A 13,930-nucleotide genomic window follows, 5' to 3' on the forward strand; every position below is an offset into this window, starting at 1 on the left:
GGAAAGGATTGGGCTTTTTCGGGTATACTTGCAATATTGAAGATCTATTTTTACGGATATACTAACTGTATATAGGAGGCTTTACATGAATAAAGAAACACTGGCATTATTTAAGAATTTAACGGAATTACAGGGAGCTTCAGGGAATGAGCATGCCGTTCGCCAATTTATGAAAAAGGAATTGGAGAAATATTCGGATGAAATCATTCAGGATAATCTGGGGGGCGTATTTGGAGTAAAGCACGGTAAAGGTCCTACTGTCTTGGTGGCTGGACATATGGATGAGGTCGGCTTTATGGTAACACAGATTACAGATAATGGCATGCTCCGTTTTCAGACTTTAGGCGGCTGGTGGAGCCAGGTTATGCTGGCTCAGCGTGTTCAGGTAATGACAAAAAATGGACCGGTTACGGGAGTGATTGCTTCTGTTCCGCCGCATTTATTAACTGAAGCACAGCGCAGCAAACCGATGGAAATAAAAAATATGCTGATTGATATTGGGGCGGATGATAAAGAGGATGTCGCAAATATCGGCGTTCGTCCGGGAGATACCATTGTTCCGGTTACACCGTTTGAACCGATGGCCAACGAGAAAAAGATCTTGGCAAAAGCTTGGGATAATCGCTACGGCTGCGGGCTGGCTATCGAGCTTTTAAAAGAACTGCAAGGGGAAACCCTGCCAAATCAGCTTTATTCTGGTGCAACAGTACAGGAAGAGATTGGATTACGCGGAGCACAGGTAGCGGCCAATATGATCAAACCGGATATTTTTTACGCATTAGATGCTTCACCGGCTAATGATGCTTCAGGGGATAAAAAGGCATTTGGCCAGCTGGGAAAAGGAGCTTTATTGCGTATTTTTGACCGCACAATGATTACGCATAAAGGCATGCGCGAATTTGTTCTGGACACAGCGGAATCAAATGATATCCCGTATCAATACTTTGTTTCTCCAGGCGGTACAGATGCAGGGCGTGTTCATATAACAGGCGATGGCGTTCCTTCTGCGGTTGTAGGGATATGCTCCAGGTATGTTCATACATCAGCATCGATTATTCATGTAGATGATTATGCCGCAGCAAAAGAATTAATTACAAAACTTGTTAAAACAACAGACGAAACAGTTGTTTCCGCATTGCATCAGGGTTAATGAAATGCAGAAAACAGTTATTGTCGGCTCGAAAAACCCAACTAAAATCCAGGCTGTCCGAAATGTTTTTCCAGAACTGGAGCTAAGCTCGAGGGAAGTCCCGTCTAAAGTGTCTGCCCAGCCTTTTTCAGATGAGGAGACGCGGATTGGCGCGGTGAATCGTGCGAAGGCATGTGCTGCAGGAAGTGCTGATGCTATTGGAATTGGCTTAGAAGGAGGCGTCATGTATGTGGACGATACATTATTTCTCTGTAACTGGGGAGCGCTGGCTGCAGCGGATGGCACATTATATACTGCCAGTGGTGCAAGGATTGCCCTCCCAAAAGAAATTGAGGAAGCACTTAAAAAAGCCGGGGAATTAAGTACGGTGATGGATGCCTATACCAAGAAAGAAAATGTCCGCAGCCAGGAAGGAGCTATTGGTATCTTTACGAATAACCTGATATCAAGAGAAAGTATGTTTACACATGTTGTACAGCTTCTGAAAGGGCAGTATGATTTTGCGGGGCAAAAATAATCAAACAAAAAACAGGCGATAGAGCCTGTTTTTTGTTTGAGAAAATCATTATTCGTAGATATAACCAATAACATCTAATGCTTGTTCCACGGTTTCCACTGTAATATTTGCTTTGTTGGAAAGTTCTTTTAAAGGATGAATTAATTTTTCCGGACGAATAATAATCGTCGGCTTTCCTAAAGCTATGGCTGTACTTGCATCCATCGCTGTATTCCATTGTTTATATTCTTCGCCGAATAAAGCAATCACAATATCTGATTTCTGCATTAATACCTGTGTCCGAAAATTGTTAACACTGGAAGCAGCATCGTCACGATAAAAATTACCGGGCTGTTTTCCTAAGATTGCTTCTCCGATATCATCTGAACGGTCATGATTTGTCTGCGGAGATACAAATGTCAGCGGCAGCTTTTTTTCTTCCGCAAGCTTTTTAACATCTTCTCTCCAATTATCATGAATTTGTCCAGCAAGATAAACTGTTAAATTCATTCCAATCCCTCCCAATCAATGGTATCTTTAATAGTAAATGTTTTTCCTAAACTTGTTAAGTTATTTGATTATTGTATAGAAATGATTTATAGCTACCGCCCTAATGGATTTTATGGGGTGCGTTCGCAACCTCAGAAATACACTGCGCTTCCCACGACGGACAGGACGTTGTAGTGCCGGTTGTTGACCACAGACCACAGGACGTGACGTTCTTAGCTGACCAATAGTCTCTGTGTGTTACCTATGGGAATGTGATTACCAATGTTTTCAGGTTAATGAGTTTATAAAAATTATATTTGATTCTAGTAGATAGTAATAAGACTAACTAGCGAAGGAAAAACACGGAGACTCCTGTGGGAAAGCGCGTAGGGAAGACCCCGCAGAAAAAAGCGAACTTCTTTTTTTGAGGAGGCTGAGCTCAAGCCCACGGAAAGCGTAGTGTTTTTCTGCAGCGGCCGCATTAACCTGACAACATTGGTGATTACTCACCCCGCCATAACCCGTCGCAGGGGGTATCACTCTGGCAAAAACACCGATATTTAAAGACCAAGTGATGTTATTGTTTTATCTTATTTGAAAAATGAACGATAAAAATCAAAATTCAAATAATATGGAAACAAGGTAACATAATTGAAAGAATATGTGTGGCAAGCTATGATAGGAGTAAAGAAAGGATGTATAAAATGAAAGAATTACAAAATACAGAGGAATTTAATACGTATATTCAAGAAGGCCCGGTTGTCTTTTTATTTACGGCAGGATGGTGCCCGGATTGCCGCGTGATTGAACCGATTTTGCCTGAAATAGAAGAGGCTTATTCACAATTTCAATTTGTAGAAGTAAATCGGGATAACTTTATCGAGCTCTGTCAGGAATATGATGTCTATGGTATTCCTAGCTTTCTGGCGTTTGAAAAAGGGGAAGAACTGGGCAGATTTGTAAGTAAAGACCGGAAAACACAAGAAGAAATCGAATCCTTTTTAGACGGGCTTGCTAAATAGGTAGGGAGGCATTTGTATGGCAAAAATGACAAGCATTAAGATGAAACGCCTGTTGGAGGATGAACTGAAGAACCCTGATTATCGAGTGACCTACAAGCGTGATGACGATGCTGTACGAATTGAATGGAAGGACTCGAACGAAGGCATGACGGTATCATTGCCTAATTTAATTGCTAAATATAATGACCGGGGGAAGGAAGCCCTTGATGAAATCGTGGAGCATGTTAATGAAGCGTTAAAAATTATGAATCAGACGCAGCATTTAAAAGGAATGGAAAAGCAGATTTTTCCTGTGCTCCGTTCCCCTTCCTTCCCGACAGAAACAAAGGCAAAGAAGAAGTTGATTTATAAAGATCATACTGCAGAAACCCGGGTTTTCTATGCACTTGATTTAGGAAAGTCTTACCGTTTGATTGATGAGGATTTATTGGAGGAAGAGGGCTGGTCTAAGGAAAGATTAGATGAAATAGCATCTTTCAATATCCGCTCTTTATCTTATCAGCCGAAAGCAGATCAGGTTGCAGGCAATGATTTTTATTTCTTGGCAACACAGGATGGTTATGATGCAAGCCGTATTCTGAACGAATCCTTTTTAGAAGAGATGCGTGCCAATGCAAAAGGAGAATTAACTGTTGCTGTACCGCATCAGGATGTGCTTATTTTAGGAGATATCCAAAATAAATCTGGATATGATATTTTAGCGCAAATGACAATGAAATTTTTTGCGGATGGCAGAATACCGATTACTTCTTTGCCGTTTGTTTATGAAAATAAAAAATTAGAGCCGGTATTTATACTGGCAAAAAATCGACCTGAGAAAAATGAGGAGTGAAAGAAATGGATGTTTTTTATAACCGTCAAGGAATTGGAGATGTATTGATTCTTCCTATTAAGGAAGGGAACCGCTATGAATTAAAGCAAGAAACGAATGGGGATATCACTAAAATAACATCAGCTGATGGAGAAGTGCTTGGCTACAATATTTTTCATGCTTCCACCTACTTTCAATTAGATGAAAAAAACGGTGCGATTCCTCTAGAAGAAAGCTTATTAGCGGAAATTCGTACACTTTTCCAAAGAAAAGGAATAGATGACCCCCTTGAATTTGATTTGAGTCCGAAATTTGTAGTAGGATTTGTAAAGTCAAAACAGGCCCATGAAAATGCGGACAAATTAAGTGTATGTCAAATTGATGTTGGGGAAGAAACCTTGCAAATTGTTTGCGGCGCTCCAAATATCGATGAAGGTCAAAAGGTCGTTGTAGCGAAAGTAGGAGCAACGATGCCGTCCGGAATGAAAATTAAAGCATCTGAATTAAGAGGTGTACCTTCTCACGGAATGGTTTGTTCTCAAAAAGAACTGGGCTTGCCTGATGCGCCGAAGGAAAAAGGCATTTATGTACTGGATGATACGTATCAAATTGGCGAAGAATTTACATTTTAACTTTCAAATCCCTTGTGTGAGCAGGGGATTTTTTAACAGGAAAGGAAACCGAAAAAATTATCGCAGTAATCATGTAAATCCCCTTGAAAAACTGCTAAAATGAACAGTATGAACAATTAAGGAAATGAGTGAATGCATATGTGGTGGGAGCAATGGAAAGAACGGCTCAAAAACATATTTACAAAAGAAGTGGAAATAGAAGTAGAGGAATTTGTTGAGGTTGAACAGGAAGAATCTGATAAACAACCAAATATACAGACAAAAATGACATACCATTATCCTTCCGGGCGATCATTTAAGTTTCCGGTGATTCCAGATACTGTTGATCAAAAAAAAGAAACGAATGTTGACAAGCAACCTAGTTATAAAAGAAGAAATCAAGATATTGTACAAGAAAGAAGAGAGAGACGGACACACAGAGAAAATAATCAAAGAAAAGAAACAACTGCGGACAAAAAGCCGGACAATCATCGCCCGCTGCCGAACCGAAGCAGAAAAGAAGCTTCGTATCCTGCACGTAATGCGCGCAGTACTCCGCAAGCGGAAAATAACCCGGGAAGAAAAGTATATAAGAAAAATCCGGATGTTCCTTTTCAGCCGACAGAGGTGCCTTCTCCGATTTATGGCTTTCAGTCGAGAGAATCTAAGCTGATTCATGAAATACCAGCGTATCAGAGAAAGGAATCCAAACTTCAAAAAGAGGATGAAGCAGCGAGCAGCTTAGAAGATACGATGATGTCAACTGAATCATTGTTAAGGAAAAAGGAAGAATTGCCGACAATAGATACAGGACACCACTCGGATAGAAAAGAAGCTGATATCTTTGAAACAGCGGATCCGTCAGATAAGCAGCAAGATACTTTTTCAGAAGATATGATATTAGAACAAACGCATGAAGTTCAGCAGGAAGTCAGCAGTACGGCGGAGATGCTGGAGACGGAGGAAGATGAGGTTCAAGAAACACCTCCGGAGCCGGAAGAGCCTAAAACCGAAACTGAAAATGATGTTACTTCCCAAAAAAGAAACCCGATTCATACAACAAACCAGATGCCAAGCCAGAATAAGGAAAGGTCAAGTCAGGCTTCAACTGCTTTTAATGTAATGATGACTCCGCGGGATAAGAAAAATTTGCAGGAGCAGCGAAAACGGGAGGAAACTTTTCAGCGATTGCAGCAGGCACATGAAAGACGCGAGGACGAGCTGCGCAAGGCAGAGGAAAAATTAGCCGAAACCCATGCAACGAATCAAGATTCCGAAAGCATGGCTTCGACTGTGAATATAGTACCTGCACCTGTACCTTCACGGAGCGAACCTGAACCGAGAGAGGTTCCTTTGCACTTGTTAAACGATCCAGCAGCCAAATCAACCGAAGAGGATGAAGAATGGCTGATAGAACAGCAAGATTTACTGGAAGAGACATTGAAGCATTTTCAAGTCAAAGCAAAAGTTGTAAAGGCAACACAGGGGCCGTCTGTAACACGTTTTGAGGTGCATCCTGAGATGGGCGTCAAGGTAAGCAAGATTAAAAACTTAGCTGACGATTTAAAACTAAATATGTCAGCGAAGGATATTCGTATTGAGGCACCTATTCCAGGTAAAAATACAGTAGGCATCGAGGTTCCTAATCTTCACCCGGAAATGGTGGGGATCCAGCGGATAATTGAATCGGATGATTTTAAAGATAATAAGTCTCCTTTAAGTGTGGCGCTGGGACTGACTATTGAAGGAATGCCCAAAGTAATTGATATTAATAAAATGCCGCATGGTTTGATTGCAGGAGCTACCGGTTCGGGGAAAAGTGTCTGTATCAACACCATTCTTGTCAGCTTAATTTATAATGCCAGTCATGAGGATGTGCGGATTCTGTTAATCGATCCTAAAATGGTTGAACTTGCTCCATATAATGGTATCCCGCACCTTGTTTCTCCTGTCATCACAGATGTTAAAGCTGCTACACAGAGTCTGAAATGGGCTGTGGCAGAGATGGAGGATCGCTATGATCGTTTTGTAAATGAAGGGGTCCGGGATATAAGCAGGTATAATCAAAAAATGCTGCGAGAAGGAAAAGCAGATCAAAAGATGCCGTTTATCGTGATTGTTATTGATGAATTAGCTGATTTAATGATGATGTCTCCGCAGGATGTGGAGGATGCCATCAGCAGAATTGCGCAAAAAGCAAGAGCATGCGGTATTCATCTTCTGCTTGCAACGCAGCGTCCATCTGTGGATGTTATTACAGGTCTGATCAAAGCAAATATTCCTACAAGAATTGCTTTTAGTGTATCTTCCCAAGTGGATTCACGGACAATTATTGATTCCAGCGGTGCGGAAAAGTTACTTGGAAAAGGGGATATGCTCCTGATTGAGAACGGCGCCGGGAAAAGTGTTCGTTTACAAGGACCATTTGTGTCTGATGAGGAAATTGAACGAGTAGCAAATTATGCAAAATCAATGGCTGAACCGAAATATCTGTTTGAACAGGAAGATTTATTAGAACAAGTACAGATAGATGAAGAGGAAGATGATCTCTTGGAAGATGCGATTGAATTTGTATTAAATCAAAATAGTGCAAGCACATCTTCCCTGCAAAGGCATTTTAAAATAGGATATAACCGTGCTGCGAGATTAATTGATTCTCTGGAACAGCGGGGAATTATCTCAGGGCAAAATGGCAGCCGTGCGCGAGAGGTCTTGATTACAAAAGCGCAGAGAGACAGTATGTAAACTGTCTCTCATTTTTTGGCGGTGAAAATACGGTTACTTTATAATAAACTAGCTCACACTTTGTTTGTTAAGAAAGGCTTGCCGGATGCTGTTTCTCCGCATATCAAAAATAAGGACAACTAAAAAAGTTGCTATAATTCCGGAAAGTTACTAAAATATAAAGGAAGCTTTTCAAGAGAGAAAGAAAATATAAGGCAAAAGCACATATTATTCATTATCTGTATAGAATGAGATATAGGCTCTCTATCTGTACAGAAAATGGTGCTTCTTTTTTACGTGTTAAGAAAGGATAATAGGGACTTGAGATGATTCGTCCCCACCGGCCAGCATTTGCAAAAATGCAAAAGGAAGTACATTTTTATGTAAATAAATGGGCGGACAAACGCTTTCGTTTAAAAAAATATGTTTAAAATGCTTGAATTTACTTTTAAAAGCTTTGAAATAATAAATTTTGCTTTAAAATAACTTATTTATTTGTTATAATCCATTGAATGGGATTGCGGTTATATAATATCTTGACACAGAGCCGCTGATAACAAATAAAATGACATGAAAATGAATGGATGAAAAAACGTTGGAGGTTCGTTTTATGACAACTTACCATTTTATAGGTATTAAAGGAACAGGGATGAGTGCATTAGCACAAATTCTTCATGACTCAGGTGAGAAAGTACAGGGTTCAGATATTGACAGCCGTATTTTCACACAGCTGGCATTAGAAGAAAAACATATTCCTATTCTGTCTTTTTCAAAAGATAATATTCAATCAGATTATACGATTATAGCAGGAAATGCTTTTCCTGAAGACCATGTTGAAATAAAACAAGCGAGAGAGCTTGGTTGTAAATTTTATTGGTATCATGAGTTTTTAGGCGAATGGTTGAAGCAGTATACAAGTATTGCTGTTACAGGTGCACACGGGAAAACGACAACGACAGGATTATTATCACATGTTTTGGAAAGTGCTTATCCAATCTCTTATTTAATTGGAGACGGGACAGGGCGTGGGCATGTTGACAGTAAATATTTTGCTTTTGAAGCTTGTGAATATCGCAGACACTTTTTAAGCTATGAGCCGGACTATGCGATTATGACAAATATTGATTTTGATCATCCGGATTATTTTACAAGCTTAGATGATGTAGTGGATGCTTTTCAATCTATGTCTGATCGCGTGAAAAAAGGTATTGTTGCATGCGGTGATGATGAAGAACTTCAAGGCATTCATACGAAAGTGCCGATTATTTATTATGGTTTTAATGAGACAAATGATTTCCAAGCGAAAAATGTGGTAGAGACAGAGCAGGGAACAGAATTCGATGTATATGTTCGAAGCACCTATTATGAGCATTTCTTCATTCCTACATTTGGAAATCATACGATTTTAAATTCACTAGCAGTGATAGCGATTTGTCACTACGAAGGAATTCCAGTTGAATTTATGAAGGAATTAAGCTCTTTTAAAGGGGTTAAAAGACGCTTTACAGAAAAGACAATTGATTCTCAGGTAATTGTAGATGATTATGCACATCATCCTAAGGAGATTGCAGTAACAATTGAATCAGCTCGTAAAAAGTATCCAAATAAAGAAGTGGTTGCTATTTTTCAGCCGCATACCTTTACACGTACAAAAACATTTTTACAAGAATTTGCAGATAGTTTAAACCAAGCAGATAAAGTCTATTTATGTGATATTTTTGGGTCGGCTCGAGAGCAGTCAGGTCAATTAACTATTGAGGATCTGCAAAATTTGATTCCTGAAAGTGATATTTTAGATTTAGAGCATACCAATGTGCTACAAGAATATAAAGATAGCGTGTTGATTTTCATGGGTGCAGGAGATATTCAAAAATTCCAGAAATCCTATGAAGAGACACTAGCCTAAATGAAAAAGCAGTGAAGCGGTTCACTGCTTTTTTCTATTTGCCGTGGGTGTGCAGGCAATCTCGTTTATCCTGAGAGGCTAAAGAGCTGTCTATGGAGTGCTTAGAGAATTTCCGGGGCTCCACTGGCTCTCGTTGCTAAACAGCGACACAGGGGCAGATATAAGCCATTCTTGCAGTACTATTGATGAAAGCAATGTATCTTAAATACAGTAAAGACAGCTGTTCGAAAATACCTGCTGAATGAAATTTCATTCGATGTAAGGGCGGTTAGCTGCAGCATTCTATACTGGATATAGATTGATGTTGTATTTTAACGGAAAAATAAGATACAATAAGTATATGGATTAAATCTTTTAAGGGAAAATGTAGTTTATTCTTTATCTATGCAGGGTAAGAATAAATTATGGTGCCAGCTCTCCCGGTATGGAATGGGCTAAAAGTGATACGGATAAGTATGCCGTTTACTTCACCGCAGATGTTAAAGAGCCAAATAATCGTGTTTTCCTGCAGACTGGATAAAGCAATGTTTTATCCAATACATTTTTACCGGGTTATTTGGACAACCTCTTTATGAAGTACATACTATCCCTTAAAACGTATTTAATCAATATGGATGAATCAAGAAATAAAGGAGTGATATAAGTTTATGGGAGTTATCCTCTATAGTGCACTGGCAATTGCCATAATAGCCTTGCTCATATTAATGATTTATGCGGTTATTTTAGTGTTCAACACAAAGAAAACAATGGAAGAAGTTCGGGAAACATTAGGGAAAATCAATCACCAGGTAAACGGAGTTACAGAAGATGCAAGAGAGGTTGTTCAGGATTCTAAAGGGCTGGTAGCTGATTTAACTCAAAAATCAACTCAGCTTGATGGTTTAATCCAGGGAGCAAAGGGAATAGGTGATACAGTAGAAGACTTTAATAAGTCATTACAGCAATTATCTAATATTATTTCAAAGCACTCAAAAGAGGACCAGGAAAAAGCTGCTCAAGCAGTAAAATGGGGTGCTTCCATTTTTGAGTATTGGAATAATCGGAAACACAAGTCTAATTAAATCTTAGGAGGTTATACGGATGGCAGACAATCAGATTAACACGAAGGATTTTATTATCGGAACACTTGTAGGAAGTTTTGTAGGAGCTGCGACAGCATTGTTGCTTGCACCAAAATCAGGTAAAGAACTGCGCAGTGATTTAAACGATAGTGCGGTTCAAGTGAAAAATCGTGCAACAGAATTAGCAGGAACAGCTCAGGAAAAAGGTGTGGAATGGAAAGATAAAGCTTATTCTACAACTTCCGATTTAACGAAGAAAGCAGTGGATGTAACTTCTGATTTATCCAAGACAGTTGCAGATAAATCTCAGGAGCTTACAGAAAGCGTAAAACAAAAAACGGCTGATTTGAAGGATGTCGTAGAAGATAAACTGAATGATGCTCAGGATAAAGCAGAAGATGTAAAAGATTCTGCTGGTGAGAAGCTGGATGATGCAAAAGATAAGGCTTCGGATTTAAAAGATGAGGTATCAGATAAAATAGAAGATGTAAAAAAAGAAGCTGCTGATAAAAAAGCAGAGGCAGAAGAAACTGCTTCTAAAAAAACAGCAGAAGTAAAAAAAGAAACAAAACAAGCAGTTAATGAAGTAAAAAAAGAAGCAAATAAAAAATCATAATACTTAAAAACATTGATGAGCATTTTTACTCATCAATGTTTTTTTATAATTATATCTTGTCTGTCCCGGAGAACCGCCCGTAAAAATCCCGCTGAATGAAGTTTCGTTCTATATGATTGTAGAACTCCGCTGATTTTTAAAGTGAAAATATATTGGATTTATAAAGGAGGAGGGGAGGGCTTTTGGCCCTTCTTCCAAGATATATAATATAATTAATGGTTCCATTTTTCCGTATTTTCTCTAAGAATTAAAATTTTACATTAATTAGATGGTGACAAATAGAAGAATCTTAGCTATAATGGTCTCTAATTATTCTAAATGATTAAACAGATTAAGTGACTTGAGGAGTGTGTATTAATGAGTAATGAAATGGAACAGCTAAGAGAACAAATGGACAAGGTCAATCTGGAAATACTAGAATTGATTAACAAGAGAGCAGGCATTAATCAAGAGATTGGTGAATTAAAAACCAAGCAGAGCATTAAGCGATTTGATCCAGTGCGTGAGCGTGAGATGCTGGATAAAATTAAAAGTAACAATGATGGTCCATTTCAGGATTCAACACTTGAACATATTTTTAAAGAAATTTTCAAAGCAAGTCTTGAGCTTCAAGAAGAAGATAACAGCAAGGCACTTTTAGTATCGAGAAAGAAACAGCCTGAAAATACAGTCGTTGAGCTTAAAGGGGAAAAAGTCGGCGATGGCGGAATCAGCTATGTATTTGGTCCATGTGCAGTAGAAGGATATGAGCAGGTTGCTGCAGTAGCTGCGTCTGTAAAAGAAAAAGGATTGAAATTACTTCGCGGCGGGGCATTTAAGCCGAGAACATCTCCATATGATTTCCAAGGACTTGGAATCGAAGGATTAGAAATCCTGAAAAAAGTAGCGGATGAGTATGATTTAGCTGTTATCAGTGAAATTGTAAATCCTGCAGATTTAGAACAGGCAGTTGATTATATTGATGTCGTTCAAATCGGTGCAAGAAACATGCAGAACTTTGAACTGTTAAAGGCTGCTGGAGATGCTGGAAAGCCTGTCCTGTTAAAACGCGGACTATCTGCAACCATTCAGGAATTCATAAATGCAGCAGAGTACATCATGTCCAGAGGCAACAAAAATATTATGCTGTGTGAACGTGGAATTCGTACATACGAAAAAGCAACACGTAATACACTGGATATTTCTGCAGTACCTATTTTAAAACAAGAAACTCATTTACCTGTTTTTGTAGACGTAACACATTCTACAGGCAGAAGAGATTTACTGTTGCCTACAGCTAAAGCTGCTATCGCAGTCGGAGCAGACGGCGTAATGGCAGAGGTTCATCCGGATCCGGCAGTTGCTCTTTCTGACTCTGCTCAGCAAATGGATATCCCGACATTCGATCAGTTCTTTAAAGAAATCAAAGATGTTGAAAATCGTTTAGGAAAATAATAAAGACTGTCTCAAAAATTAGTGGTATAATTTTTGGGGCAGTTTTTTTGATAGAAAAAATGCTATACAGGATCTGCGCTAAAATAAAACGTTGAAAATGTTTTCAAAGTTTCAAGTTTGGATATAATAAGATAAAGGTATATTATATTTATAGTGTGTTTATGAAAATTTTCATTTTGTTTTCATGAAAGTTTTGTAATTTTTTTCATGGTAGCGTATGATATATAAATAGATGCAGCATTAGTTCTTGTTTAAAGTGAAACATTATTCAGCAGGGCTGTATTTCCCGATTTTGACTATGCTTGAAACGGGAGTCTTGCAAAAGCTCTTTGATGGGACGAGTAATCCCGGCAATATTGACAGGTTAATGATTTTGATGAATTTTGATACAGATAGTAATAAAACTGTCTAGCGAAGGAAAAACACGAAGACTCCTATGGGAAAGCGTTGTGTTTTTCTTCAGCGGTCGCACTAACCTGACAACATTGGCAGTCCCGGTTTCAGCCAGATGCACTGCGATAAAATGAATTTTAGGAGGTAGATAAACATGACTGTTACAATTTATGATGTAGCAAGAGAAGCAAATGTTTCCATGGCGACCGTATCTCGTGTTGTCAATGGAAATCCAAATGTAAAACCAACCACACGAAAGAAAGTATTAGCAACGATTGAACAATTAGGATATCGTCCTAACGCAGTTGCACGCGGACTGGCAAGTAAGAAAACAACAACCATCGGTGCGATTATTCCGGATATATCGAATATCTTCTTTTCAGAGCTTGCCCGGGGAATTGAGGATATTGCGACAATGTACAAGTACAATATTATTTTAAGCAGCTCGGATCAAAACAAGGACAAGGAATTGGAATTGATCAATACAATGCTGGAAAAACAAGTAGACGGTATCCTGTTTATGGGCGGAAATATCACGGAGGACCATGTTCATCAGTTTCAGACAAGCTCTGTTCCAGTTGTACTGGCTTCTACGTATGATTCGACAGACACCATTCCTTCCGTCAATATTGACTATGAACTGGCTGCATATGAAGCAACAAAATCATTGATTGAGAAGACAAACAAACAGCCTGCTTTAGTAGGCAGTGAATCAGATACAAGCGTGAACATTTTAAAAACGAATGGCTATCTGCGTGCATTGAAAGAGGCTGATATAGAGCCTAAAGAAGATTATATATATAAGAGTTCTTATGCGTATTCAACAGGTATAGAAGCAATGGAGCACTTTTTAAAATTAGAGGAACGCCCAGCTTCTGTATTTGTGATGTATGATGAAATTGCTCTAGGTGTTATTCATGGCGCGCAGGATAATGGACTGCAAGTCCCTGAGGATATCGAGGTATTTGGTTTTGATAATATCCGGCTGGCAAGCATGGTACGTCCTAAACTGACTACCGTTGTCCAGCCTACCTACGATATTGGTGCAGTAGGTATGCGTCTTCTGACGAAATATATGAACGATGAGGAAGTAGACGAGAAAAATGTGGTATTGCCGCATCGTATGGAATTCAGAGATTCTACAAAATAACACACAACAAAAAAGACAAGGCAGTTTTGAATCATAAACTGCTTTGTCTTTTTCTATGGCTGATAAG

The 13,930-nt window shown here is 39.0% G+C and carries 12 protein-coding genes; 11 read left to right on the plus strand and 1 reads right to left on the minus strand.

The features are described 5' to 3' along the window. Nucleotides 1-85: 85 nt before the first annotated feature. A complete protein-coding gene (locus tag ACW0TQ_RS15210) occupies nucleotides 86-1,150 on the plus strand; it encodes a M42 family metallopeptidase (RefSeq protein WP_455725806.1) in 1,065 nt (354 codons plus the stop codon). A gap of 4 nt (nucleotides 1,151-1,154) precedes the next feature. Further along, on the plus strand, nucleotides 1,155-1,667 hold the full coding sequence (locus tag ACW0TQ_RS15215; RefSeq protein WP_042535516.1) for a DUF84 family protein: 513 nt from the start codon (nucleotides 1,155-1,157) through the stop codon (nucleotides 1,665-1,667). A gap of 48 nt (nucleotides 1,668-1,715) precedes the next feature. Here ACW0TQ_RS15215 and ACW0TQ_RS15220 read toward each other — a convergent pair whose 3' ends face one another. Next, entirely contained in the window at nucleotides 1,716-2,156 is a 441-nt protein-coding gene (locus tag ACW0TQ_RS15220; RefSeq protein WP_042535514.1) for a YtoQ family protein, read from the minus strand. A 674-nt stretch (nucleotides 2,157-2,830) separates the two neighbouring features. Between ACW0TQ_RS15220 and ACW0TQ_RS15225 the strand changes: the two genes are divergently transcribed. The 9 genes from ACW0TQ_RS15225 (at nucleotide 2,831) to ccpA (ending at nucleotide 13,863) form a co-directional block, all read left to right on the plus strand. Further along, the gene (locus ACW0TQ_RS15225) at nucleotides 2,831-3,157 is read left to right on the plus strand and encodes a thioredoxin family protein (protein ID WP_332093802.1); all 327 of its coding nucleotides are present in this window, start codon (nucleotides 2,831-2,833) and stop codon (nucleotides 3,155-3,157) included. Between the two features lie 16 nt (nucleotides 3,158-3,173). After that, nucleotides 3,174-3,989: a DUF1444 domain-containing protein gene (locus ACW0TQ_RS15230; protein WP_332093801.1), complete on the plus strand. Its 816-nt coding sequence runs from the start codon at nucleotides 3,174-3,176 to the stop codon at nucleotides 3,987-3,989. Between the two features lie 5 nt (nucleotides 3,990-3,994). Then, nucleotides 3,995-4,600 carry a YtpR family tRNA-binding protein gene (gene ytpR, locus ACW0TQ_RS15235; RefSeq protein ID WP_042535508.1) on the plus strand — a complete coding sequence of 202 codons (606 nt, stop codon included), beginning with the start codon at nucleotides 3,995-3,997 and terminating at the stop codon, nucleotides 4,598-4,600. Nucleotides 4,601-4,732: 132 nt separating this feature from the next. Then, on the plus strand, nucleotides 4,733-7,324 hold the full coding sequence (locus tag ACW0TQ_RS15240) for a DNA translocase FtsK (RefSeq protein ID WP_244882409.1): 2,592 nt from the start codon (nucleotides 4,733-4,735) through the stop codon (nucleotides 7,322-7,324). Nucleotides 7,325-7,913: 589 nt separating this feature from the next. Continuing rightward, nucleotides 7,914-9,209, plus strand: coding sequence for a UDP-N-acetylmuramate--L-alanine ligase (gene murC / locus ACW0TQ_RS15245; RefSeq protein WP_042535506.1), 1,296 nt, complete (start codon nucleotides 7,914-7,916; stop codon nucleotides 9,207-9,209). 647 nt (nucleotides 9,210-9,856) lie between these two features. Continuing rightward, nucleotides 9,857-10,270, plus strand: coding sequence for a DUF948 domain-containing protein (locus ACW0TQ_RS15250; protein ID WP_042535504.1), 414 nt, complete (start codon nucleotides 9,857-9,859; stop codon nucleotides 10,268-10,270). 19 nt (nucleotides 10,271-10,289) lie between these two features. Then, nucleotides 10,290-10,886, plus strand: coding sequence for a YtxH domain-containing protein (locus ACW0TQ_RS15255; RefSeq protein ID WP_042535502.1), 597 nt, complete (start codon nucleotides 10,290-10,292; stop codon nucleotides 10,884-10,886). 357 nt (nucleotides 10,887-11,243) lie between these two features. Next, on the plus strand, nucleotides 11,244-12,320 hold the full coding sequence (locus ACW0TQ_RS15260) for a bifunctional 3-deoxy-7-phosphoheptulonate synthase/chorismate mutase (RefSeq protein ID WP_212929569.1): 1,077 nt from the start codon (nucleotides 11,244-11,246) through the stop codon (nucleotides 12,318-12,320). A 547-nt stretch (nucleotides 12,321-12,867) separates the two neighbouring features. After that, the gene (ccpA, locus tag ACW0TQ_RS15265; RefSeq protein WP_042535498.1) at nucleotides 12,868-13,863 is read left to right on the plus strand and encodes a catabolite control protein A; all 996 of its coding nucleotides are present in this window, start codon (nucleotides 12,868-12,870) and stop codon (nucleotides 13,861-13,863) included. The last annotated feature ends 67 nt before the right edge of the window (nucleotides 13,864-13,930 follow it).

It is taken from the genome of Oceanobacillus sp. M60 (assembly GCF_053839645.1).